The organism is Mycolicibacterium brisbanense, from assembly GCF_001570425.1.
Classification (GTDB): domain Bacteria; phylum Actinomycetota; class Actinomycetes; order Mycobacteriales; family Mycobacteriaceae; genus Mycobacterium; species Mycobacterium brisbanense.
The window spans coordinates 62,990-88,101 of sequence record NZ_BCSX01000028.1 but is presented as its reverse complement, the minus strand read 5'-3'; the positions used below and the strand labels follow the sequence as shown (position 1 = coordinate 88,101).

The 25,112-nt window shown below is 66.6% G+C and carries 19 protein-coding genes and 1 pseudogene; 8 read left to right on the top strand and 12 right to left on the bottom strand.

What is annotated here, in order from left to right:
- Positions 1-104: 104 nt before the first annotated feature.
- The gene (locus RMCB_RS16935; RefSeq protein WP_234792149.1) at positions 105-455 is read left to right on the top strand and encodes a hypothetical protein; all 351 of its coding nucleotides are present in this window, start codon (positions 105-107) and stop codon (positions 453-455) included.
- Here the strand turns inward: RMCB_RS16935 and RMCB_RS16930 are convergent.
- On the bottom strand, positions 420-1,490 hold the full coding sequence (locus tag RMCB_RS16930) for an NAD(P)H-dependent amine dehydrogenase family protein (RefSeq protein WP_062829695.1): 1,071 nt from the start codon (positions 1,488-1,490) through the stop codon (positions 420-422). The two genes, RMCB_RS16935 and RMCB_RS16930, sit on opposite strands and share 36 nt — an antisense overlap.
- Positions 1,491-1,496: 6 nt before the next feature.
- Complete coding sequence (locus RMCB_RS16925) at positions 1,497-2,510, bottom strand: Rieske 2Fe-2S domain-containing protein (protein WP_062829694.1); 1,014 nt, start codon at positions 2,508-2,510, stop codon at positions 1,497-1,499.
- Between the two features lie 57 nt (positions 2,511-2,567).
- Here RMCB_RS16925 and RMCB_RS16920 point away from each other — a divergent pair, with 57 nt between their 5' ends.
- Positions 2,568-3,173, top strand: a complete 606-nt coding sequence (locus tag RMCB_RS16920) for a TetR/AcrR family transcriptional regulator (RefSeq protein ID WP_062829693.1) — start codon at positions 2,568-2,570, stop codon at positions 3,171-3,173.
- Here RMCB_RS16920 and RMCB_RS16915 read toward each other — a convergent pair.
- From RMCB_RS16915 to gabT, 4 genes are all read right to left on the bottom strand, one after another.
- Entirely contained in the window at positions 3,170-3,742 is a 573-nt protein-coding gene (locus RMCB_RS16915; protein ID WP_062829692.1) for a TetR/AcrR family transcriptional regulator, read from the bottom strand. The two genes, RMCB_RS16920 and RMCB_RS16915, sit on opposite strands and share 4 nt — an antisense overlap.
- A gap of 119 nt (positions 3,743-3,861) precedes the next feature.
- A complete protein-coding gene (locus RMCB_RS16910) occupies positions 3,862-5,316 on the bottom strand; it encodes an NAD-dependent succinate-semialdehyde dehydrogenase (protein WP_062829691.1) in 1,455 nt (484 codons plus the stop codon).
- 10 nt (positions 5,317-5,326) lie between these two features.
- Complete coding sequence (locus tag RMCB_RS16905) at positions 5,327-6,595, bottom strand: Glu/Leu/Phe/Val family dehydrogenase (RefSeq protein ID WP_062829690.1); 1,269 nt, start codon at positions 6,593-6,595, stop codon at positions 5,327-5,329.
- Positions 6,592-7,932 carry a 4-aminobutyrate--2-oxoglutarate transaminase gene (gene gabT, locus RMCB_RS16900; RefSeq protein WP_062829689.1) on the bottom strand — a complete coding sequence of 447 codons (1,341 nt, stop codon included), beginning with the start codon at positions 7,930-7,932 and terminating at the stop codon, positions 6,592-6,594. Before gabT ends, RMCB_RS16905 begins: the two co-directional genes overlap by 4 nt.
- Before the next feature lie 116 nt (positions 7,933-8,048).
- Between gabT and RMCB_RS16895 the strand changes: the two genes are divergently transcribed.
- On the top strand, positions 8,049-9,518 hold the full coding sequence (locus tag RMCB_RS16895) for a PucR family transcriptional regulator (protein ID WP_062829688.1): 1,470 nt from the start codon (positions 8,049-8,051) through the stop codon (positions 9,516-9,518).
- Between the two features lie 7 nt (positions 9,519-9,525).
- On the opposite strand, the gene RMCB_RS16890 is transcribed toward RMCB_RS16895, so the two are convergent.
- From RMCB_RS16890 to RMCB_RS16865, 6 genes and pseudogenes are all read right to left on the bottom strand, one after another.
- Entirely contained in the window at positions 9,526-9,798 is a 273-nt protein-coding gene (locus RMCB_RS16890; protein ID WP_029368555.1) for a hypothetical protein, read from the bottom strand.
- A 161-nt stretch (positions 9,799-9,959) separates the two neighbouring features.
- Positions 9,960-12,683, bottom strand: a pseudogene (locus RMCB_RS16885) (aminotransferase class I/II-fold pyridoxal phosphate-dependent enzyme); the annotation flags it as partial.
- Between the two features lie 178 nt (positions 12,684-12,861).
- Positions 12,862-15,654, bottom strand: coding sequence for a helix-turn-helix transcriptional regulator (locus RMCB_RS16880; protein ID WP_062829801.1), 2,793 nt, complete (start codon positions 15,652-15,654; stop codon positions 12,862-12,864).
- Positions 15,655-15,861: 207 nt separating this feature from the next.
- On the bottom strand, positions 15,862-18,786 hold the full coding sequence (locus tag RMCB_RS16875; RefSeq protein ID WP_201028309.1) for an MMPL/RND family transporter: 2,925 nt from the start codon (positions 18,784-18,786) through the stop codon (positions 15,862-15,864).
- Positions 18,783-19,220, bottom strand: a complete 438-nt coding sequence (locus RMCB_RS16870) for an MmpS family transport accessory protein (RefSeq protein WP_029368561.1) — start codon at positions 19,218-19,220, stop codon at positions 18,783-18,785. The genes RMCB_RS16875 and RMCB_RS16870 overlap by 4 nt, the downstream gene beginning before the upstream one ends.
- 204 nt (positions 19,221-19,424) lie before the next feature.
- Positions 19,425-20,024: a sigma-70 family RNA polymerase sigma factor gene (locus RMCB_RS16865; RefSeq protein WP_072278493.1), complete on the bottom strand. Its 600-nt coding sequence runs from the start codon at positions 20,022-20,024 to the stop codon at positions 19,425-19,427.
- A gap of 274 nt (positions 20,025-20,298) precedes the next feature.
- On the opposite strand from RMCB_RS16865, the gene RMCB_RS16860 reads away from it, so the two are divergent.
- The 5 genes from RMCB_RS16860 to RMCB_RS16840 all read left to right on the top strand — a co-directional run bounded on the left by RMCB_RS16860 (position 20,299) and on the right by RMCB_RS16840 (position 25,026).
- Entirely contained in the window at positions 20,299-21,714 is a 1,416-nt protein-coding gene (locus RMCB_RS16860; protein ID WP_062829685.1) for an NCS2 family permease, read from the top strand.
- A 61-nt stretch (positions 21,715-21,775) separates the two neighbouring features.
- Positions 21,776-22,732, top strand: a complete 957-nt coding sequence (locus RMCB_RS16855; RefSeq protein WP_062829684.1) for a DUF808 domain-containing protein — start codon at positions 21,776-21,778, stop codon at positions 22,730-22,732.
- A gap of 102 nt (positions 22,733-22,834) precedes the next feature.
- The gene (locus RMCB_RS16850; protein WP_131805545.1) at positions 22,835-23,089 is read left to right on the top strand and encodes a hypothetical protein; all 255 of its coding nucleotides are present in this window, start codon (positions 22,835-22,837) and stop codon (positions 23,087-23,089) included.
- A gap of 78 nt (positions 23,090-23,167) precedes the next feature.
- Positions 23,168-24,367, top strand: a complete 1,200-nt coding sequence (locus RMCB_RS16845; protein ID WP_062829799.1) for a sensor histidine kinase — start codon at positions 23,168-23,170, stop codon at positions 24,365-24,367.
- Complete coding sequence (locus RMCB_RS16840) at positions 24,364-25,026, top strand: response regulator transcription factor (RefSeq protein ID WP_062829682.1); 663 nt, start codon at positions 24,364-24,366, stop codon at positions 25,024-25,026. The genes RMCB_RS16845 and RMCB_RS16840 overlap by 4 nt, the downstream gene beginning before the upstream one ends.
- Positions 25,027-25,112: the final 86 nt, after the last annotated feature.

Below are 25,112 nucleotides of genomic sequence, written 5' to 3'. Positions count from 1 at the left end.
GGCAAGTTATGGCGTCGGCGAACGCGCATGGCGGCGAATGGGGATATTGGCCTCATCCGGTGCATATGCGTGATCACTGCCTGAGCCGGCGGCAGGCACGGCAGATGAGCCGTCGATTCGCCGACGTCGGTGTCGGCATCGCCGCAGCCCGCCTTCGCGAGATCGCCACCGGCGCCCCCGCCTCCGAAGCGGAGTTGTTCGACGTCGAGTTCGCCGTCTACGCAAACGAATACAAGCATGCCGAATTCCTGGCCAAGATCGAGCGGGCCAAGCGTGAGTGCCTGAAAGGACTGGTCGTCGTCGCCATGGCTCTCGTCATGCTGGCTTTCTTGCTGTCGGCAGCCGTGTGCGTGTTGAGCGCGACGTTGCACACCACCCCGTTCAACAACGGTCAGATGTGGCAGCCGGTCATCCCGTCGCTACTTGAACCGGCCGGCGAAACCCCGCAGTGGTAGATCGGCGCTCGTGAGCAGGCCGGGCGGGGCGGCGACGACCGACGTGATGGCATTGAGCGCGGGCAGCCCGGTCACCGTCATGCCGATGGACGCGAAGCTGCTCGGGTCGGACAGATCCACCCCGGGTTTCGGGAAGATCATGTGCTTGTTGTAGACGCACGGATCTCCCATGATCTGAGTGATGTAGCAGCCCTTGATATCCCAGCTGGGATCTGTGTGCGGGGTCATCTGCCATTCGAGATGGGTTTCGATCTTCGGCTCACCGTCGACCAGACCCTGGTATTTGATGTAGCTGCCGCCGAGTGAGCCCCTGGGCAGCTGATACCAGCCGAGGTCGACATCCTTGGTGCATGCTCCGAGCTCGTAGCTGAACGTGACGTCGTCCAGTTGCACGTCGAAGCAGTCGGCCATCAACAGCACACTGTCGGCGAATACCCGCGTGTACTTCTCGAGCATGCCGGGCAGTCGTGGATCGTCAACGGCCAGACCGTATCCGACCTCTTTCCAGGTTTCAGCCGAGTGATGGCAGGACACGTCGACGGATTCGATGGTGGTGACATTGGTGATCTCGGCGACGTCGGCAGAGCACACCACACCGAGGATCTGATTCAGTCCAGGGTTCATACCGGTGCCGTAGAACGTCGCACCACCCTTCGCGCAGGCTTGTGCGAGCAGCTCCGAGACTTTCCTGCCGGAAGGATGCGGATGGTTGGCGTCGCGGTGCCACCCGGTGATCCAGTCGGCTGTGGTGACGATGTTGATGCCCGCCTCGAGAACTTTCACGTAGAGGTCCTCGTCGGGAAACACGCCGTGGAACGTCACCACATCCGGTCTGGCGGCGATGATTTCGTCGACGGATCCGGTGGCGATCACACCGTTCGGCGCCAGTCCGGCGATCTCGCCGGCGTCCCGGCCGATCTTTTCCGGTGTGTAGCAATGCAATCCGACCAGGGTCAGGTCTGGATGAGCGGCGATGCGCTTGATCATCTCGGTGCCGACGTTGCCGGTGGCCACCTGGAAGACGCGGACAGTCATGTGATCTCAGCCTCTCGTGGCAAGGTCTGCGGCAGAACCGCTCAGACCGTCAGGGTAAAACTGCATGGCCCACTTGCGAATTGCGGTGAACCCCTCGTACTCGGCGGTGGCCAGCGCGGGCGGGTCGGAATAGCGCTGGTGCGACCAGATGTGGATGTCCTGGGTGAACTGGCGGATCACCTCGTCACCGAACAGCCGCGCCCGGTCCGCGGTCTTCTCGTCGTCACGTCCGGGTGTGCGCCCGATGTACACCATGAAACGCACATCAGACGTGCAGTCGTCGACGGGGGTGACCGCCGAGATGGTGCGGTTGTCGATCATGCCCCAGCTCTTGGTCACCGCGATGCCCAGCCCGCCGTTGATGGCCTCGACGCCGCTGTTGACATCCTCGATCTTCTGCGCGTCGTCGCCTTCGAAGGTGATGGTGAAGTCGACATAGGACCAGGGCTCGGCGAAGTCGTGCCGCGTGAACACCGGGACGATCGGCGTCTGGTGCACGAACTTGAAATGCGCGAAGTCGACGCCGTTTTCGAGCACGTACTGCGGGTGAAGTTCCAGGCCCTGACGGAACAACCGTTGCTGCGGATAGTAGTCCGCCGCAGTCTTGTCCCCGAAGTCGGCGAAGATGTCCGGCACGTCGAAGTACGGCTCGCGCCCTTCGACGTCATGCCAGATGTAGACCGAGGCATTGCGTTCGGCCACCGGGTAGGTGCGTATGCGCCTGCCGCGGTTGGGGCGGTCCTGGTATGGGATACAGACGTTGCGGCCTTCGTGGTTCCACTGCCAGCCGTGGAACGGGCATTGGATGACCTCGCCCTCGACGCGTCCGCCGTAGCCCAGGTGCGCGCCGAGGTGCTCGCAGTAGGCGTCCATCACCGTCACCTGTCCGGATTGCGTACGCCAGGCGACCATTTCGCGGTCGAAGTACTTCATCGGGTGCACGTCGCCCGCACCGATCTCGTCCGACCACGCCACCTGGAACCAGCCTGTCGGTTTCATCGACAACGGCGGTTTTGCCATGGGCCAAGAATCACAGAGGGTTCTATCAAAAGTCAATAGTCGCGTAACATCCCCGGGATGACCGAGCGGCGCACCAACCGGCGCGGCCAGGCCGGCCGCGAGAGCATGCTGGACGCCGCAGTCCACGCACTGGCCTCGGGCGCCCCCGGCTCGGTGTCGGGCAACCGCATCGCCAAGGATGCGGGCGCCACGTGGGGCACGGTCAAATACCAGTTCGGCGACATCGACGGCCTGTGGGCGGCGGTGTTGCGATACACCGCAGAACGCCGGGGACAGATGCCGGCGCAAGCCGTCCCGCACGGAACGCTGCGGCAACGCGTCACCGGCATTCTCGATGTGATGTACGACGGGTTGACCGCGACGGACTCGCGCGCGATCGAGAACCTCCGGGCAGCCCTGCCTCGCGACAGAGCCGAGTTGGAACGCCTCTACCCAAAGACCGCTGCCGAGCTCGCGTCCTGGCAGCGGACATGGATCGAGGACTGCCAGAAGGCATTTGCCGACCTCGACGTCGACCCGGCCCGAGTGCGGGAGGTGGCACTGTTCATCCCGGGAGCCATGCGTGGCATCACCTCAGAACGGCAGCTGGGCACTTACATCGACCTCGACGAGGCACGCCGCGGACTGTCCAACGCGATCGTCGCCTACCTGGAGAAGCACTAATCGCGGGTCAGCACCCGCAGCAGCCGCTCCCCCACCCGGTCCAGTGGGTCGGTGCTGCGCTCCGCGCGGCACATCGCCACCGCCCCCTCGACCGCCGCGACGATCAATGTTGCCGTCCCCGTGGCATCTTCGCGCTCCCAGCCGTTCTCCCGCAGAGCCGAAGCAAGGATGGACACCCAGTTGCTGAACGCGAAGACCGCCGCTTCGCGCGGCGCGCTGTCTTCGTCGCGCACGTCGTCGATGCACACCGCGAGCACTGGGCAGCCGGCCCGGAACTCGCTGTCGAGTAGGGTCTTGCGCCACATGGCGAGGAACTCCGCAAGCCCCTCGCGCGGCCCCGCAGTCAGCGCCTGGGCGAGCGCCCGCGCGGTGAGGTCATCGGTCCATCGCACCGCTTCGGCGGCAAGCTGGTACTTGCCACCGGGAAAGTAGTGGTAGGTCGAGCCCAGCGGCGCACCGGCGTGCTTGGCCAGTTCACGCACACTCGCAGCATTGAGCCCCCGACGCCCGAGCATGTCGGCGGTACCCGCGACCAGGCGGGCCCGTGCGTCCGCGGCAACTTCCGACATCCCCGGCCTCCCTGCCTATAACGAGTGTTATAGGCAGGGTACCGGGTGTTATAACGACTGCCATAGGACGCTGACCCGCGAGTTGCAGTTGCCCGGCAAGGGCGACCACCTACCGCGGATCAGTCGAACGCCACGCTGAAGTACTGCGTCTCCTGGAACTCGTGCAGGCCCTCTCGAGCGCCCTCGCGCCCCAGACCGCTCTGCTTCATGCCGCCGAACGGCGCCGAGGGGTCGGAGACGATGCCTCGGTTGATGCCGACCATGCCGGCGTCGATGGACTCGGCAAGGCGCAGGGCGTCCTGCAGGCGGCCCGCGTAAACGTATGCGGCCAAACCATATTCGGTGTCGTTGACCCAGCGCAGCAGCTCGTCCTGATCTTCCCACACCACCACCGGCGCGACGGGTCCGAAGATCTCGTCGGCGAGGATCCGCGCGTCGGGAGCGACCCCGGTGAGCAGCGTCGGTGCGACATACCAACCATCGGTGGGCGCCTTGGCCTGCGCGGCGATCGCGGCACCGTCGGCGACGGCGGCCTCGACCGCACCACGCACGCGCTCGGCGGCCTTCGCGCTGACCAACGGCCCGACCTGCGACGCCGGATCCGCCGCCGGGCCGACGCGAAGCGCGGCGACCTCGGCGCCGAAGCGGGCGACGAACTCGTCGACCACCGCGGCGTGCACATAGAACCGGTTGGCCGCGGTGCAGGCCTGTCCGCCACCGCGGAACTTGGCGATCATCGCGCCCTGCACCGCAGCCTCGATGTCGGCGTCGGCGGTCACCACGAACGGCGCGTTGCCCCCGAGTTCCATGCTGGCGTTGACGATTCGATCGGCAGCCTGCTTGAGCAGCACCCGGCCGATGCCGGTGGACCCGGTGAACGAGACCTTGCGGACCCGCTCGTCGGCCAGCCACGCCGACACCACGGCCCCGGCGTCGGTGGTCGGCACCACGTTGACGACACCCTCGGGCACGCCTGCGTCGGACAGGATCCGCGCGATCGCCAAGGCGGTCAACGGGGTTTCGGCAGCAGGCTTGAGCACCACGGTGCAGCCGGCGGCCAGTGCGGGAGCGATCTTGCGAGTTGCCATGGCGGCCGGGAAGTTCCACGGCGTCACCAACGCGGCCACCCCGACCGGCTTGTGCGTCACCAGGGTACGGGCAGCGCCCGCGGGGCTCATGCCGTAGCCGCCATCGGTACGCACCGCTTCCTCACTGAACCACCGGAAGAACTCGGCGGCGTACATGACCTCGGCACGAGCGTCGGCCTGCGGCTTGCCGTTCTCGGCACAGATCAGCGCGACCAGACGGTCGGCATCGGCGATCATGAGATCGTATGCGCAGCGCAGGATTTCGCTGCGATTGCGCGGCGCCATGGCCGCCCACGTGCGAAAGGCCCGGTGTGCGGCATCGACTGCCGCCTTGGCGTCGGCCACGGTCCCGTCGGACACATCGGCGATGACGGACCCGTTCGCCGGGTCGTACACCTCGAAAGTGATTGCGGTGCCGTGCGCCCGGCCGTCGATCAGGATGCCGTGTTTGGCGTCGAGTTCGGCGATGGCTTTCTGGTAGTTCACGGTCGGCTCCCTAGGGGTAGAGCCCACGCAGCTGCGCGGCCTGGGCGACGCGTTCCACGGCCAGGCAGGTGGCCGCGGTACGCAGGGGAAGGTTCAATTTGGCGGCATGCGCGGAGACCTCGTCCCACGCGGTGAGCATGCGCTCGGCCAGACGTGACTCGACCTCGTCGGCCCGCCACCAGTACGCCTGATTGGCCTGCACCCATTCGAAGTACGAGACGATGACACCACCGGCGTTGGCCAGAATGTCCGGCACCACAAGACGACCGGCGTCGTTGAGCACAAGGTCGGCCTCGGGCGTGGTGGGGCCGTTGGCGCCCTCCACCACGACCTGCGCCCGGATGCGATGCGCGTTGGCGGCGGTGATGACGCCTTCGATGGCGGCCGGCACCAGCAGATCGACGTCGCTCTCCAGCAGATCGGCACCTGAGATCTCGGCCCCGCCGGGGAAACCGACCACCGAGCCCGTGGCGGCGACATGGTCTTCGAGGGCAGGCACGTCGAGTCCGGTGACGTTGGCGACAGCGCCGTACTGATCGGACACCGCGACCACCCGGACACCCTCATCGAAGAGGAACCGGGCGGCGTGGCTGCCGACCTTGCCGAAACCCTGTACGGCAGCGGTCGATCCGTCGACGGTGATGCCACGCGAACGCATCGCGGCCAGCGCCACGTGCACCACGCCGCGCGAGGTCGCGGTGGCCCGGCCGAGTGATCCGCCGAGGCTCACCGGCTTGCCGGTGGTGACGCCGAGGACGGTGTGGCCCTTCTGCACCGAGTAGGTGTCCATCAGCCAGGCCATGGTGTTCTCGTCGGTGCCCACGTCGGGCGCCGGGATGTCGTGGGCCGGGCCGATCAGCGGGCTGATCTCGCTGGTGTAGCGGCGCGTGACGCGCTCGAGTTCGGCGGTGCTGTACTGCCGCGGGTCGATGCGAACCCCGCCCTTGGCGCCGCCGTACGGCACGTCGAGCAGGGCGCACTTCCACGTCATCCACATCGCCAGTGCCCGTACCTCGTCGAGCGTGACGTCCGGCGAGTAGCGCAGACCACCCTTGGCCGGGCCGCGGGATACGTTGTGCTGCACCCGATGTCCGATGAGCAGCTCGATGTCGCCGTTGTCCCGGCGCAGCGGGATGCCGACGGTCACCTCACGGCGAGGGGTGGACAGCACGTTGTACACGCCGTCGTCGTAGCCGAGGATGGTCGTCGCCTCACGCAGCTGAGAGCGGGCGTCGTCGAGCGGATTCAGCGCGCCGGGCGCTTCGGTCGCGATGGTCATGCGATCTCCGCGAAGGCTGCGGCCAGGATGTCCAGGCCTTCGTTCAGCAGGTGTTCGGGCATCGACAGCGGCGGCAGGAAGCGCAGCACGTTGCCGTAGGTGCCGCAGGTCAGGACCACCAGGCCCTGGGCATGCGCGGCGGCCGCGATGCGCTTGGTCAGATCGGCGTCGGGCTCGATGGTGCCGGGCTTGACCAGCTCGACGGCGACCATGGCACCGCGTCCGCGCACATCGCCGATCCGCGGATCGGCGGCGGCCATCGCGGTGAGCCGGCTGATCATGGTCTCGCCCATGGCCGCGGCGCGCGCGACGAGCTGCTCACGCTCGATGGTGTCGACCACGGCGAGGGCCGCAGCGCACGCGAGCGGGTTGCCGCCGTAGGTGCCGCCCAATCCGCCTGCGTGGGGGGCGTCCATGATCTCCGCGCGCCCGGTGACCGCGGACAGCGGCAGGCCGCCGGCGATGCCCTTGGCGGTGACGATCAGATCGGGCACCAGGCCCTCGTGCTCGCAGGCGAACATCGCGCCGGTGCGGGCGAATCCGGTCTGCACCTCGTCAGCGACGAACACCGCACCCGCGGTCGTGCACCAGTTCTGCAGCGCGCCAAGGAATCCGGGCGCGGGCACGATGAAGCCACCTTCGCCGTGGATCGGCTCGATGACCACAGCGGCGACGTTCTCGGCGCCGACCTGCTTCTCGATGAGGTCGATGGCGCGGGCCGCCGCGGCGGCGCCGTCGATCTCGCCGTCGCGCAGCGGGAAGGACGTCGGCACGCGGTAGACCTCACCGGCGAACGGGCCGAAGCCGTTCTTGTACGGCTGGTTCTTGGCGGTCATCGCCATGGTCAGGTTGGTGCGGCCGTGGTAGGCGTGGTCGAACACCACGACGGCCTGGCGGCGGGTGTGGGCACGGGCGATCTTGACCGCGTTCTCGACGGCCTCGGCGCCGGAGTTGAACAGCACGGTGCGCTTGGCGTGATCACCCGGGGTGAGCCGGTTGAGCTCCTCGGCGACCCGAACGTAGCCCTCGTAGGGCGTGACCATGAAGCACGTGTGGGTGAACGCCGCGACCTGCTGGCTGACGGCGTCGACGACGGCCGGAGCGCTGTTGCCGACAGTGGTCACGGCGATGCCGGAACCAAAGTCGATGAGCTGATTGCCGTCCGCGTCGACCAGGATGCCGCCGCCTGCGGCGACGACGTACACCGGCAGGGTGGCTCCGACGCCGCGGGCCACCGCGGACTCCTTGCGGGCGTGCATCTGCTGCGAGACGGGTCCCGGAATGGCTGTGACGAGCCGGCGTTCCTGTGCGATGGCCGAAAGCTCCGTGGTGGTCACGTGCTCCTCCTAAAAACTACTGAGCGGTATTGCCGACCACGTTAGGGAGACCGGAGTCACTCCGGCATGTCAGAGACGCACAATTGCGTATCTGCATACTGTGCAAAAATGGCATCATGCTGACCGTCGGCGAGATCCTGCGATCCGAAGCGCTGGGGCTGCACGGGATCCATGTCCCGCGGCCCGATGCCGATGTCCGCTGGGTGGCCACCAGCGAACTGGCCGATCCGGCGCCGTTTCTGGAGGGCGGCGAAATCCTGCTCACCACGGGTCTGGAGACCGGGCGCTGGCGCACCGAATGGGACGGGTACGTACAACGGCTGGCGCAGGCCCGGGTCGCCGCGATCGGCATGGCGGCCGGGTTGACCCACACCAAGACGCCGACGGGCCTGATCAAGGCGTGCCGGACACACGACGTGAATCTGTTCGAGGTGCCCCGCCAGACCCCGTTCGTCGCGATCAGCAGGCACATCGCGCAGTTGCTCGAGGAACAGGAGTCCACCGCCGCCCGCGAAGCCCTCACGACCCAGCGCCAGCTGATCTCCGCTGCGGCCAAACCCGACCCGACAGCCGCGGTCGTCACGGCGCTGGCTCAGGCCGTCAACGGTGCCGTGTGCCTGATGGCGCCCGACGGACGGGTACTGACCGGCCCCGTCGGACCGCGGCGTGCGGACTTCCCGCTCGACGAGGTCGAGGAAGATGTCCGTCGGCTGCACGCACACGGCAGACACTCGGCCGCGGTCCAATCCCGCCCAGGTCAATCGGTGTCGGTCTACCCCATCGGGTTGCGCGGCAGACCATCGACATATCTGGCCGCGATGGGCCCGATGCGGCTGTCCGACGGGCAGCGGCACGCGGTCACCACGGCGGTGGCCGTGCTCGGCCTCGTCGACGAGCAGGACCGCAGCCGCGCCAGGACCCGGCGGCATCTGCGTGGGCGAGCCGTCGAGCTCGTCGTCGGAAACGATTCCAGGACAGCGCAATTGGTGCTCGAAGTGGATTGGCCGGTGCCGGTGCTGCCGGAGCGGGTTCGGATCCTGCGCGCGACGGGTCCCGAGCACGACACCGATGACGCGATGTCGGCGCTGGAGCGACGCGGCATGCTGGCCGGCATGGTGGCCGGCGAACTGTGCGCGGTCCTGACGCCGGAGCAGACGCAGCAGGCCGCAGACCGGCTGGACCGAACCGGTCTGCTGATCGGCATCGGCCACGCGGTGCCGCTGGCCGAGGCCGCCGCCGGCTACCGCACCGCCGGTCTGGCACTCGCCCAGGCCACCCCAACCGCGCGCGTGGTGAACTGGGACCGCGTCATCGGCGACGGCCCGCTGGGCTTGATCGATCCGCAGCGGGCCGCGGCATTCGCCGAATCATGGTTGAGCGACCTGGATTCCGAACAACTGGAGACGCTGCGCTGCTTCCTGCGCCACCACGGATCCCGGCTCAAGGTCGCCGAGGAACTCGGCCTGCACCGCAATACCGTGCGTAACCGGCTCGAGGCCATCGAGGCCGTGCTGCCGGGAAAGCTCGACGATCCGCAGACCCGGGTCAGCGCCTGGATCGCGTTGCAGGTCCAGCCTTTGAAGTAGCCGCGTCTCAGCAGGGGTCGCCCGGCGGCGTGTAGTACGGCACGCCTTCGACCGTGTAGCACGGGATCTCGCCGGGCACGTACGGCACGTGAGCCGCGGCGATGGCCGCACCGGTGGCGACGTCACCGGCGATGTTGGTGCAGCCGCCCGCGGCGAAATGCCGCCCGTCGGCCCCCGCACATACGTCGGCTCCGGCCGTCGGTGCGCTGATCAGCGGTACGAATGCCGTTGCGGCCGCAAATAAACCGGCGGACAGCAACGTCGTGGTGCGCTTGGCCATGGGATGCTCCTACTTGTCCAAATGATCGCCCCGATGGCAGTCATCGTGACAGGTATTTGACGACCCCGTCGGGTGTTCGCCAATCATCTCGATGCGGGCACTCAACTGACGTCCAACGCGGTCTCGGGCAGGCGGTCTACCGCATGCGTGCCACCGCCGAGCCGGGCTGCGGTGAGCCGCGCGACAGCCTCCTCGGTGAACACCGACAGCCCGAGATCGGGGTTGTAGCCGTGGATCTCCTTGACGTCGAGTTGGGCGAGGAAGTACAGGATCTCTTTGGAGACCACCTGTCCCGGCACCAGCACCGGGAAGCCCGGCGGGTAGGGAACCACAAATGTGGTGGACACCAACGTCTTTCCCTCCGCGATGCGCCTGCCCGCGGCACCGAGCGGCACGTACTCCCGGTCCGATTCCTCGTATCCGGCGTAGAAGGCCGAGCGCATGTCACCGAACGAGCTGGCCGCGTCAGGCCGGAACGCGATGTCGAACTCGCTGAAGTCCGGCAACGGCGGAAGATCCTCGGTGATCTCCTCGACCCGGCGCGCCAGCAGTGCCCGATCGGCCTTGCTCGCCGTGCTGAACTGCCGATCCAGATCCGTCGCGACCCGGCGCAGCGCATCGAGCAGATAGTGCACGCTCGACCACGTGACACCGATCGTGAAGATCAGCAGCACACTGTTGATCGAGGTCTTGTTGATCTGGATGCCGAACCGGTCCATCAGCACCTTTTCCCGGAAGTCATAACCCGTCATCCCGGTCTTGCCGATGAACAACGTGAGCCGGGTGGGGTCGAGCACGAACTCGTCGGACCGCCACGCCTCGTTCCAGCCCTCCAACGCGCCCTGGCTGACCTGTCGGTACGACCGCACCTCCGAGGGCCGGAACTGCTCGGGAACCAGATCGGACTCGTCGAGGATCCGGAACCACTTCTTCACCAACGGGTCGATCCGGACGCGGTGCCGGAACACCAGCGACATGTTGTAGGCGTACCGGACCAGCTGGAAGCCCTCCAGGTCGACCTGGCGCCGAGCCAGGTCCAGCGATGCCAGCAGCTGTTGGTTCGGTGAGGTCGACGTATGCGTCAAGAACGCCTCGCCGAACGCATCCCGGCTCTGGGTGTTGAAGTCCTGATCCCGGATGTGGATCATCGACGCCTGCCGCAGCGCCGAGAGGGATTTGTGGGTCGAATGGGTCGAATACACCCGCACCCTGGCCTTCTTCGGGTCGGGCAGCAGCCGGCGGTTGACCCACTCGCTGCGCTCGACGCCCTTCATCTCCGCACACCAGGCCCGGTACCGCTCGGCGTACTCGCACGATTCGAGCATGGTCTCCAGCCGTTCGGCGCTGATCATCGCGGTGCGGCCACGTGACCACGGCACCGCGGTGGCGAACGCGTACCACGCCTCGTCCCACAGGAAGCAGATGTCGGGCTTGATCGCCAGCACCTCTTCCATGACCCGCTGCGGGTTGTAGACGACGCCGTCGAAGGTGCAGTTGGTCAACAGCAACATCCGCACCCGGTGCAACTGCCCGGCCGCCTCCAGATCCAGCAGGGTCTGCTTGATGGTGCGCAACGGCACCGCGCCGTAGATCGCGAACGACTCCAGCGGGTAGGCATCGAGATACAGCGGCGACGCTCCTGCCAGCACCAGACCGTAGTGGTGCGACTTGTGGCAGTTGCGGTCGATGAGGACGATGTCGCCGGGCCGGACCAGCGATTGCACGACGATCTTGTTGGCCGTCGAGGTGCCGTTGGTGACGAAATAGGTGTGGTTGGAATTCCAGGTCTTGGCGGCCTTGTCCATCGCCTTCTTGAGATTGCCGTGCGGGTCCAGCAGCGAGTCCAGGCCACCCGAGGTCGACGAGGTCTCGGCCATGAAGATGTTGCGGCCGTAGAACTCACCCATGTCCTGCAGTGATTTCGAGTTGAAGATGCTCGCACCCCGGGCCACCGGCAGCGCGTGGAACTGCCCGACCGGCGACTGCGCGAACTCGCGCAACGCGTCGAAGAACGGGGTCGCGAACCGGGTGCGCATGCCTGCCATCACCGTGCTGTACAGGTCCGTGGCGTCGTTGAGCCGGTAGAACGTGCGGTGATAGATGTCGGGCTCGTACTCGCCGGGCGATGCGATCGACTCGTCGGTGACCAGATACCGGTCGATGTGCGGGCGCAGCTCCCGGATCCACTCTCCACACTCCACCCAGTCGTGGGTGCGGTCGGTCGCCACGGCCACGTCGTTGGCGCCGAGCAGCCGCGCCATGACCGGCAACCGGTCCTTCGAGCGCAGCGGCAGATCGTGACGGATGATCGCCGCCTGGATCTCGCCGTTGAGCGCGACCGCGGTGATCGCATCCTCGACGCTGGGCACCACCAGCAGCTCGAACTGCACATCGTCATCCGGATTGCGCAGCGCGCGCAAGCTCTCGGCCAGCCCCTCCGGGCCTGTCGATGTCGAGTCGTCGGCGAGCAGGACCGTGTAGTACTGCTGCCGCTTGACTCTCGCTTCGAGCTCCTGCTCGGCCAGCGACGAGGACGTGTCGAACAACGCCGCGCGGTCGCCGTAATCCGAGAGCAACCGGACCGCGAGCGACACCTCGTCACTGAGCAGCTCTGTCGCCAGATCACCCAGGTAGCCGCGAAACTCGTCCACCTTCGTCGCACCGGGATACAGCCAGTACCGTTCGTAGGCGCTGAGCCGGTCCAGCAACCGTTTCACCCGAACCGTCTCATGCTTGGTGTCCAGACCCGCGCGGTGCACGGCAAGCAGCTGCCGGCAGGCATCGTCGAGCAGGTTCCACGTGTCGATCCGCGAGTACGACGGGTTGGCCACCGCCGCCAGCGAGGAGACCCGCAGCCTTCTGGTACGTCCGCTATCTCGGTCCATGCCCCCGATCCTCCGCCAGCGGCCGTGTATTGCACCCGTTTCCCGGAAAACGAGCGCTATCTAACAGCGGCGGTTCCGGGGGGCGCAGGGGGTACCGGTCGCCCGTCGGCGGGCGGACCCCGCCGGGGCGAGCAAGACGTCACGTGACAATGTCGCGGTCAGTTGCAACGGCGAGAACTCAGCGCGGCCAGGAGACCGTACGCAGCTGTCTGCGGGAACTGATGCCGAGTTTGACGAAGACCTTGCGCAGGTGCCACTCGACGGTGTGAGTGCTGATGAACAGCTGCGCGCCGATCTCCTGATTGGTCAGTCCGTCGCGGGCCAGCCGCGCGATCTGCGCTTCCTGCGATGTCATCTCGTCACCGGAACTGATGGCCTGCTTTCGCACTTTCTCGCCGGTGCCGATGAGTTCGCGGCGGGCACGTTCGGCGAACGCACGGGCCCCGAACCCGGTGAACATGTCATGGGCGGTGCCGAGATGTTCGCGGGCGCTGCCGCGACGCTTCTTGCGCCGCAGCCATTCCCCGTAGCGCAGGTGCGCGCGGGCCAGCTGCGACCGGACCCTGGTGCGCCCGAGCCGCTCGACGGCCTCGGTGAACAGCGCGTCGGCCTCGGCATCATCGGCCAGCATGGCCCGCGCGCTCGCCAAAGCACCCAGCCCCCAATCTGTTCCGCTGACGCCCGCGCCGTCCTCCAGGCGTCGCACCGCCATCGAGAGGGCTGCGCGGTCGCCCGTGTGGGCAGCGGCTTCGGCGAGCTCGAGCAGGCACCAGCCGTAGAAGCCCAGGTCATCGAACCGGCACGCCTCGGTGGCGGCGGCCATTGCCTCTTCGTACCGCCCCAGCCCGTTGTAGAGGACCGCCGCGGTGTAGCCGATGACGCCGGCCAGGCGGCCCTCCCCCTTGGCTGCTGCCTCGGCGGTGCCCGCTTCGATCAGGCCGCTCGCCACCGCGAGGTCACCCTGCCAGGCGGCCAGTTCCACCTTGTGGTAGCGCATCGGTTGATGTCCGATCGCCAGCGAGATCGCGTCGGCCTCTTCCATAAGTGCTGTGGCCGAGGCGAATTCACCCTCCATGACGTGCACCCCGGCCCGGAATGCGATGGCAGGCGGCAACAGTGCCAACGCGCCGGCAGAACGCGCACGCTGAACCATCGCGCCGGACATCCGGTCGAGGAGATCGTCGTCCCACAGCTCGCCCGCCGCGGATTCGTGGACCACGGGGTATGCCAGCGCCATCCACCGCAGTGCCTGTGCATCGTCATCGGGGCCGCCTGGCGTGCACCAGGTTTCGAGTGCGGCACGTAGCTGGCGGGCACCGGCAGCCAGCCCGTCGGTGACGCGATAGGCCATGCCACTGAGCAGTAGGTCGACGGGATGCCGCAGATCCGGAACCCGGTCGACGGCGTTGCGGGCCGCTGTCGCCACCCGCGTCAGCGCGTCGGGCCGGTTGCGTGAGGCGTACATCGCCGCAGCGAAGGCTTCGACGTAGGCCTCCCTGGCGAGTTCACCGTGCAGGCTTTCCAGTCGGGTGGCGGCGTCGATCAGCGCAGCCGCAGCCTGGTCGAGTTGCGGTGCGTCAGCGGCGCCGCTGCGGCTTCGCGTGAACTCCATCTGTGCTCGCAACCGTCCGACCTCGGCTTGTTGCAGCTCCGTCAGTGGGCACAGCTCAGCCAAAGCGAGGAGTTCATAAGCGGTTTCGAGCTCCGCGGCATCGCGTTTGGCCTGGGCGGCCGCGATGGCACGGGAGCCGCGCAACGCGGCGTCAGCGGTGAGAATGGCCGCGCGCTCCAGAAAGGTCGCGGCCGCGGCGATACCACCGCGGCTCTGGGCCCGCCAGGCCGAGGCTTCCAGTTCCTTCGCGACGGCATCGTCGGGCCCCGCGGTGGCGTTTGCGGCGTGCCAGGCCCGGCGGTCGGGGTCGATGGCCGAGTCGGTGGCCTGCGCCAGGGCGCGGTGGATGTCGCGACGCTCGCCGATGTCCGCAGCGCGGTAGGCGGCCGAACGCACGAGCGGATGGTGGAAGCGCATGCGCGGACCGAATTCGACGATCCCGGCATCCTCGGCGGGGATCAACGCATCGGCCGCGATACCCAGGTGTTCGGCGGCACGCAGAAACAACGCGGCGTCACCGACCGGTTCGGCGGCCGCAACCAATACCAACCGCCGGGTGTCCGGCGGCAAGGCCTTGATCCGCTCAACGAAGCCGTTCTCGATTCGGTCGGCAGGCAGCCGCACGGCGGCGGGCCGGAAGCCGCCTGCCATCTCCGCCGCCGATATGGTGCGCGGCACTTCCAAGAGCGCCAACGGGTTTCCCCTTGTCTCGGCCACGATACGGTCGCGGACACGTGGGTCGATCCCACCGAACATGACCGATTCCAACAGCACCCGTGCGTCACTGTCGGGCAGGCCGGTGACCCGTAACTCCGGCAGGCCGCTCAGGAAGTCTTCGACGCCATCGCGCGCTCCGAAGATCATGGCCGCCGGCTCGGCCAACATTCGGCGCGCCACGAACCCCAACGTCTGCACCGATGCCTGGTCGAGCCATTGTGCGTCATCGATCACACACAACAGCGGCCGGTCGTCGGCTGCTGCGGCCATGAGGCTCAGCACGGCCAACCCGACCAGGAAGCGGTCGGGGGTCGGCCCGACGCCGAGTCCGAACGCCACCGACACGGCGTTGCGTTGCGGTTCGGGCAACTCGTCGATGTGCCCGAGCAGCGGCGTGCACAACTGCTGCAGCCCGGCGAAGGCCAGCTCCATCTCGGATTCCACTCCGGACACCTGGGCTATCCGGAAACTCGAGGCCTGGCGGATGGCGTAGTCCAGCAACGCCGTCTTGCCGACCCCGGCCTCACCACGCAACACCAGCGTCCGGCTGATGCCGGAACGCGCGTCGGAGACGACGCCGCGCAGCGTTTCGCATTCCGCGGCACGCCCCCGCAGCAGTTGTCCCCCGCCAGCACTCGTCATCCGCACCATCGTCCGTTTCTCGTGGCGCCCAGCCGCCCGGCCAGCGGCGGTCGAGGGGTCCGATCACGAAATAATAGTGAGGCCATCTACCAACGGGGACCCAGACCCTGAGCCGTGCCGGGAAGCCTTGCTCGACAAGGTATTCGACCCAGATCGGCTATTTGAGCAGTCGTGCTGCGGTTGCCCGTGCGGCGGGCAACCGCAGCGCTACACCTGAGCCGGCAGGGAAACCGTGTCGTCGTCCTTGCCGGGGTCTTGACGACGCGGCTCGTACTTGCGGAAGTGGTAGTCACCGCGGGGGTAGACGACCTGCGGCCACCAGAACCACCGGCCCAGCAGCGTCGCGATCGACGGCATGAGCAGGGACCGCACGATCAGGGTGTCGAGCAGCAGACCGATCGCGATGGTCGAACCCATCTGGGCCAACACGATCAGTTGGCTGCCCATCATCCCCGCCATGGTTGCGGCGAACACGAGACCGGCCGAGGTCACCACACCGCCGGTGCCGGCCATCGAGCGGATGATGCCGGTCTTGAGGCCGGCATGGATCTCGTCTTTGAACCGGGACACCAACAGCAGGTTGTAGTCCGATCCGACCGCCAGCAGGATGATCACTGACATCAACATGACCAGCCAGTGCACATGAATGCCGAAGAGGTCCTGCCACAACAACACCGAGATACCGAAGGACGCCGCGATCGAGCTGGCCGCGGTGCCGACGATCGTCAAGGCTGCAACCGCACTGCGGGTGAGGATCAGCATGATCATGAAGATCAGGGTCAGCGCCGACACCACCGCGATCATCAGGTCGTAACGAGCCCCGTCGCTCATATCCTTGTACGTCGCCGCCACGCCGCCCAGGTAGATCTTGGCGTCGGACAGCGAGGACATCTTGAGGCCCTCCTGCGCGGCCGTCCGCTCGGCATCCACGCGCGCAATGCCTTCCGGCGTCGCCGGATCACTCTGGTGGGTGATGAACATCCGCGCCGACTTGCCGTCCGGGGACAGGAACATCTTCAGACCGCGTTCGAAGTCGGGGTTGGTGAACGCCTCGGGCGGTAGATAGAACAGATCGTCGTTCTTGGCGTCGTCGAAGCTCTGCCCCATCGCAAGGGCGGTGTCGTTCATCGCCTGCATCTGGTCGAGCAGCGTCTTTTGCGAGTTGTACGACGCCAGCGACAGATCCCTGCTGGTCTTCATCGACGCGATCGTCTGGGGTAGCAGCGCGGTCAATTTCGGTGCCAGGTCTGCCAATTGGTCGGTATTGACCTGCACCGAGGCCGTCTTGTCCGTCAATTCGTCGATCGAGTCGAGGGAATCGAATATCGACCTCGTCGCGGCACACATGGGAATGTCGAAGCAGTGCGGTTCCCAGTAGAAGTAGTTGCGCAGCGGACGGAACTGGTCATCGAAATTCGCGATGTTGTCTCGCATTTTCTCGGTGACGGCGAGGAGTTCCTGCGACTTGGCCGCCGAATCCTGGGTGAGCTTGGTTTGTTCGAGCGACAGCTGGTACTGCTTCTCCAGGATCGAGATCGACACGTTCGTGGCGTCGATCATCCTGAGCTGGTCTGCCAACTGTTCCCGCTGGAACGGCAGATTCAGATTCTGCGTCTGGCCCTGGATGCTCGTCTGGAACGGAATCGAGCTGTGCTGGATGGGGATTCCCAGTGGACGCGTGATGCTCTGCACCATCGCGATCCCGTGGGTGCGCAACACGTTCTTGGCCACGCGATCGAGCACGAGCATGTCTGCCGGATTGCGCATGTCGTGGTCGGCCTCGACCATCAGGATGTCAGGATTCATCCGGGCCTGGGTGAAATGCCGGTCTGCGGCGGCGAACCCGATGTTCACCGGCGCGTCGGTCGGCAGATACCAGCGGTCGTTGTACGCCGGCTTGTAGCCGGGAACGGCCACCAGACCGATCAACACCACGAACGCACTGGCCACCAGGATCGGCGCGGGCCAACGAACGACGGCGGTCCCGACTTTGCGCCAGAACCGGCCTTTCGGAGGCTTTTTCGCCTCGTACAGGCCGACCAGGGTCCCGAGGAACAGCGCCGCCGGTCCCATCGTGACCGCCGCCGCGACCACTACGATCATGCCGATCGCGACAGGCTCACCCATGGTGGAGAAGTAGGGCAGCCGCGAAAAACTCAGGCAGTACGTCGCCCCGGCGATCGTCAGGCCGGAACCGATGATGACCGGTGACACGGATTTGAATGTGGTGTAGTACGCGTCTTCTCGTTCCTCGCCGGCGCCGCGGGCCTCGCGGTAGCGGCCGAACAGGAAGATGCCGTAGTCGGTCGCCGCCGCGATGGCGAGCATCGTGAGGATGTTCCCGGCGAACGTCGTCAGGCCGAACACATCATGCGTGGCGAGCACCGACACCACACCACGGGAGCTCAGCAGGCCGACCGCAGTGAGCAGCAACTGGACAAGGGTCGTCCGGATCGACCGGTAGACGATGAGCAGCATCACCGCGATCGCCACCAGCGTGTACAGGGTGATCTGGCCGAGGCTGGCGTTACCGATGACGTGCAGATCGTCGGTCAGGGCCGCCGGCCCGGCCACATAGGCCTGCACGCCCGGCGGGGCCGGGGTGTCCTTGATGACCTCGCGCACCAGGTCCACGCCCTGGTTGGCCAGGGTCTGCCCCTGCTCGCCGGCCAGGTTGAGCATCACGTACGAGGCCTTGCCGTCGGCGCTCTGCGCTCCCGCGGCTGTCAGCGTGTCACCCCAGAAGTCCTGGATGTGCTGGATGTGGTCGGGATGCTCACGCAGCTTGCGAATGATCTCGTCGTAATACCGGTGCGCTTCCGGGCCCAGCGCGTTCTGGCCCTCCACGACGATCATCACCGTGCTGTTGGAGTTGAACTCCTGGAAGTTCGCGCCCATCCGCTTCATCGCGATCATCGACGGCGCATCGGCCGGCGCCATGGGCGCCGAGTGCTCCTCGCCGACGACCTCCAGTTGCGGCGCGATCACGTTGACCACGACCGCGAACGCCACCCAGAACAGGATGATCGGCACAGCCAGGATGCGCATCGCGTGCGCGAAGTAGGGCCGATGCCCTCGGGCGTTCTTGGCGTGCGCAGGCTGAGCAGGTTCTGCGGTTTGGATGTCTGTCATGCGGACTTCACCAAGCAGTAGGTCTGGGCATTGATGCCATCGGCGGATTGCTCTTCACGAACGGTCCCGTTCACCGTGACGCGACAGCCGATCTGGTTGCTGTCACTGCGGGCCATGAGATTGGCGCTGACCGTCGGCAGCGTGGTCGACAACGTGACCGACCACGGCAGGGTGGTGTTGACCTCGTGGATTTTCGCGTCCGGGTCGAAGTAGCTGATCGTCGCGGTCGACCCCTCCGGCCCGTACACGTCGTACACCAGCACCTTGGGGTTGAACTGCACGATCTCGATGCCGGCACCGGCATTCGCGTTGAGATCTTCGGAGCCGAACATCCGGTGCAGTCGGGACACCGCCAGACCCGAGATCGCCAACACGACGATCAGGACCAGCGGTATCCACAGCACTTTGAACACTCGCGCGATGCGACTCGCCACCACCCATACCTCCCGACATCACCCGAACTGTGCGAACGCTCAGCGAATTAGTTCGAATAACTATGTACAGCCGGAAAAACCTTACACCTAAGCCGGGTTATCCGCTCCACTGAGCCGTGCCTCAATCACGTGACAACACGGGCAGGCGCGCCCGGCTTCCCGATTCACCGGACAATCCTCGGCCGCGACCGGGCGGCCAGGGAGCTAGGCTGCCGCTCCCGCAGAGCCGTCGCGGCCGACATAGCCACGGGCAACGGCGATCTCGGCAAGCAAGCCGCGCAATTCGCGCCGGCCGCGGTGCAACCTGGACATCACAGTGCCCACCGGAATGTCCAGGATCTCGGCGATCTCCTTGTACCGGAAGCCCACAACGTCGGCGTAGTAGACGACGATCCGCTGAAACTCCGGCAGGGACTGCACGGCCCGGCAGACTTCGTCGTCGCCTAGCGACTCAAGCGCGGCGAGTTCCGCCGACGCCAACTCGACCGTCGAACGTGCTGCCACAGCGGCCAACTGCGCGTCGGTAACGGTGTCGGCCAGCACCTCGTCGGGTCTGCGCTGGGCAGCGCGATACGAGTTGATCCACGTGTTGGTGAGGATCCGGAACAGCCACGCCCTGATATTGGTGCCCTCTTCGAACGTGTGAAAACTGGCGTAGGCCTTGAGCATTGTCTCCTGCACCAGGTCCTCGGCATCGGCGGCGCTACGCGCGTACTTGCGCGCGACCCCGTAGAGCTGGTCCAACAGGGGCAGCGCATCGCGCTCGAATCGCACGCTCATAGGGACTGGCTTGGTGACTGGCATGGCCCCGCTCCTGCCGTTTGTCGTCGATCCGGTCCTGGCCACTTCGTAACCCGAAGCTATCCCGCGCCGAAACCCACTCCCAGGGGGTTTACCCCCGGATTCGTGCTGGTTTCCCGACGCCGCAGCGAGTTTTACGGGCGGCCATCCGACTGTCATGACCGCAGCATGGCACCTGAAGTCAACTTGAGGTCAAGGCGTTCCGTGGCGCGGCACGGGCAACGCAGTCGGGGCAATGCTGAGCGAGCGGCGGCCGCCGACTTTAGGGTCATCAGCTATGAACCGCCTCGATCGCTTCTTCGAAATCTCGGCGCGCGGCTCCAGTGTCTCCGCCGAGATACGCGGTGGCGTCGTCACGTTCATCGCGATGGCCTACATCATCGTGCTGAACCCCGTCATCCTCTCGAGCGCTCCCGACGTGGCAGGCAACAAGCTCACGTTCGCGCAAGTGTCGGCGACGACGTCGCTGGCCGCCGGCGTGATGACGATCCTGTTCGGCGTCATCGCGCGGATGCCCTTCGCGTTCGCGGCAGGCCTCGGCATCAACTCGTTTTTGGCCACCACGGTCGTCGGCTCGGTGACCTGGCCGGAGGCGATGGGTCTGGTCGTCATCAACGGCCTGGTGATCGTGCTGCTGGCGGCGAGCGGCTTGCGACGGCTGGTTTTCGACGCCGTGCCCATCCAGCTCAAGCTCGCCATCACAGCGGGCATCGGGCTGTTCATCCTGTTCATCGGCCTCGTCGACGCCGGCTTCGTGGGTTCCACCGGACACCCGTCACCGCCGGTGGGCCTGGGTAGCGGCGGCACCGGCTCGATCAACACCGTGCCCACCGTGGTGTTCGTGGTGACCTTGCTGATCACCGGCATCCTGGTGGCCCGGCGGGTACGCGGCGGCATTTTGATCGGGCTGGCCGCGGGCACGGTGATCGCGATCATCGTCGAGGCCATCTGGCACTTGGGGTCGGCGACCGAGCACCACGGCGGCTGGGGTCTGTCGGTACCGTCGCTGTCCGGATCTCCGTTCGCGCTGCCCGACATGTCGCTCGTCGGCGCATTCAGCCTCGGCAGTTTCAGCCGGATCGGCGCGCTGGCCGCCATCATGCTGGTTTTCACGCTGGTGTTCGCCAACTTCTTCGACGCCATGGGCACCATGACCGGACTGTCCCGCGAGGCCGGTCTGGCTGATGCCCAGGGCACCTTCCCGCGTCTGCGGTCCGCGCTGATCGTCGAGGGCGCAGGCGCCGTCGTCGGCGGTGCGTCGTCCGCGTCGTCCAACACGGTATTCATCGAATCGGGCGCGGGTATTGAGGAGGGCGCCCGCACCGGGCTGGCCAATCTCGTCACCGGCGCCCTGTTCCTCGCGGCGATGTTCGTCTCGCCGCTGGCCTCGATCGTGCCCACGGAAGTCGCCGCCGCGGCGCTGGTGATCGTCGGCGCGATGATGGTGTCGCACCTGCGTCACATCGATATCTCCGAGTTCTCGATCGCGCTGCCGGTCGTCCTCACGGTGGCCACCATGGCGTTCAGCTACTCGATCGCCAACGGCATCGGCGTCGGCTTCGTCGCGTGGGCCGTGCTGCGGTCGGCCGCGGGCAAGGCCCGGGAGATCAGCCCGCTGCTGTGGATCGTCGCGGCCGGCTTCATCCTGTACTTCGCTCGCGGCTGGATCGAGTCGCTCATCGGCATGCACTGACAGGTAATGTTCAGGCTCATGGAGACGCGCCGATGAGCCGCTTGCGCGAAGAGAACAAGCAGTGAGCGCCGGCCTGTTCGGTTTGCTCGACGACGTCGCGGCGTTGGCACGTCTGGCCGCGGCCTCGATCGATGACATCGGCGCCGCGACGGGGAAAGCCACCGCGAAGGCCGCCGGTGTCGTGATCGACGACACCGCGGTGACGCCTCAGTACGTACACGGCATCACCGCCGATCGCGAGCTACCGGTCATCAAGCGCATCGCGATCGGCTCGCTGCGCAACAAGATCGTGTTCATCCTGCCGGTGGCCTTGCTGCTCAGCCAGTTCGCGCCGTGGTTGCTGACCCCGATCCTGATGCTGGGTGCGACCTACCTCTGCTTCGAGGGCGCCGAAAAGGTCTGGGGCTACGTCGCCAAACACGGGAGCGACCATCACGATGCGCCCGCAGGCGCGGTCGGCGGGGACGCCGAGCGCTACATGGTGACCGGCGCGATCCGCACCGACTTCATCCTGTCGGCCGAGATCATGGTCATCGCCCTCAATGAGGTTACCCACCAACCGTTCTTCCCCCGGTTGATCATCTTGGCCATCGTCGCCCTGGTGATCACCGCCGCGGTGTACGGCGTAGTGGCAGGCATCGTGAAGATGGACGACATCGGTCTGGCTCTGACACAACGCAATTCGCGGTTCGCCAAGTGGATCGGGCGTGGCCTGGTCGCCGGTATGCCCAAGCTGCTCACCGCGCTGTCGGCCATCGGCACGGTCGCGATGCTGTGGGTCGGCGGTCACATCCTGCTCGCGGGCACCAATACCCTTGGCTGGCATGGCCCGTACGGGTTGGTGCACCACGCAGAGGAATTCGTGCATCACGCACTGGCGAATGCGGCGGGGCTCGGTGGCGTCGCGGCGTGGCTGGTCAACACCGCGGCATCGGCTGTCATCGGCTTGGTGGTCGGCGGCATCGTGGTCGCGATCATGCACGTGCTGCCATTCGGCAAGAAGGACAAGCACTCCTGAATCTGGTGCTGCGGTCGGTTGCCGATCTCCTACTGCGGTAGCACATCAAGATCGGACAGCAGCGCGATGTGGAAGACCGCCTCGGCTCCATAGCGTCAAACCATGACGCAAGCACAACGTTCACCAGCCCACCAGATGGCGGTCGTCGCACGTGCATTGCCGCGCGCCGTCCCGATCGCGATACCTGCCACCAGGCCGCACCCGATCACCGACCGATCGCGGCGGATCATGGCGGCCGTACGCGCCTGGCTGCTCGCCCCCGCACTGATCGCGAAGCCGCAACCCGAGTACCACCGACCGCACCGACTCGACTTCATCGAGGACGCCGCGATGGGCCGCGAGATGTTGCGGCTGTAGCTCTACGACCGTGGTAGGACACGTCCATACCCCCGCGGCATGATGCGAACCGGCGACCCGGGCTTCTACGATCGGAACATGCTGAGTGCGATGGCGCGCTCCGTGCGCGAGCAGATGCGCAGGCAAGGCGAGTCGATCCCGGTCGGCCACAACTGGGCGTCCGTCATAGCGGTCGACGCCACCGTGGTGGGCGCCGCAGTGGTCGCCGCCGTGCAGCGGCCCAGCGCCGATCTTGCGGTGTCCCTGCTGGCACTCGCCCTGGCGGTCGCCCCGTTCGTGCAGGTCTACGCGACGGGTGCCAAGTTCAAGGCGCCGATGGTGGGGGTGGCCTGGACGGCAGGCACCGCGTTGCTCCTCTTTGCGACGTCCACGCCGGTCGCCAACGATTTCGCTCCCCTGCTGGCGGTGTTGATGGTGGGCGAGGTGACGTCGTTGACGGGGTTTGCGGGCGGGTGTCTGTCCTCGGTGTCCGCCGCCGCTCTGCTGTTGACCGCGGCTGCGTTGCACAGGCTCGACAACCTTCCGCTCTACCTCGGCATCCTCGGAATGGGTTGGCTGGTGGGCTATCTCATGCGCGTGCAGACCGTGTTGATGGAGCAGCAGCAGCATGCCCAGGCAGCGTTGGCCGCCCATGCCGCAGCCGACGAGCGGCGCCGGATCGCCCGCGAAGTGCACGACGTCATCGCCCACTCGCTGAGTGTGACGCTGCTGCACATCACAGGTGCGCGCCGCGGGTTGCAGCAGGACCGCGATGTCGATGACGCCGTCGACGCGCTCGAGCAGGCCGAACATCTTGGCCGCCAGGCGATGGCCGACATCCGCCGCACGGTCGGGCTTCTCGACAGCGCACCGATGGGCACCACGCCTGAGCCGGGCATCGACGACATCTCCGGGCTGATCGACGACTTCGTCCGCGCCGGCCTCACCGTGCAGTTCACCGCCGGCGGACGCACCACGCAGGTCTCCCCCGCTGTCGGCCTGGCCCTCTACCGCATCACCCAGGAGTCGCTGGCCAATATCGCCAAGCACGCGCCTGAAGCGAAATCATCTGTGACGCTGACCATCTCACGCACCTCGGTAACACTTGACGTGGTCAACCAGCTGCCGGTCGCGGTCACGGCCGGATGTTCGGAAGGTCGCGGTGTGCGCGGGATGCGACAGCGCGTCGGGCAGCTCGGCGGCATCATCAGCGTCGGCCCGACATCCGACGGCTGGGCGGTACGCACCAACATTCCGCTCGGCACCGCCGAGTCGTCCTGCCCTCTGGCACCGTCATGACCGATCCGGCACCCGAGATCGCGGTCGTGCTCGTCGACGATCAGGACCTGGTGCGCTCCGGGCTCCGCCGGATTCTGCGCCGCAAGGACGGGTTCACCATCGTCGCCGAATGCGCTGACGGTGACGAGGTGCCCGCCGCCGTCGACAGGCACCGCCCCGACGTCGTCGTGATGGATCTCCGGATGAAACGCGTCGACGGCATCGAAGCCACGCGCCTTCTCACTGCGCAGTCGGGTCCGCCCGTACTGGCCCTGACCACGTTCAACGACGACGAGCTGCTGTCCGGCGTGCTTCGGGCCGGGGCCGCAGGCTTTGTGCTCAAGGACTCCTCCGCCGAAGAGCTGATTCGAGCTGTCCGGGCGGTCGCGCAGGGGCACAGCTACCTCGACCCGGCCGTCACATCCAGGGTTCTCAGCACCTACCGCAAAGCCGCGACGGCACCGCGCGCCACCGCGGTCAACGACCTCACGGCGCGTGAACTCGACGTCCTGACCCTCATCGCCAAGGGGCGGTCGAACTCCGAGATCGCCGATGAACTAAGCATTTCCGGGCTCACTGTCAAGAGCCACATTGGCAGAATCTTCGTCAAGCTGAACCTGCGTGACCGGGCCGCCGCGATCATCCACGCCTACGACACCGGCCTCGTCGCCCCCCAGTGACACAAGGACCGGAAAACCGGTCAGCTAAAGTGGTATCCGTCACGTTGGGAAATCCGCGCCCCCGGTAGGGTACGAAATTGACGGTG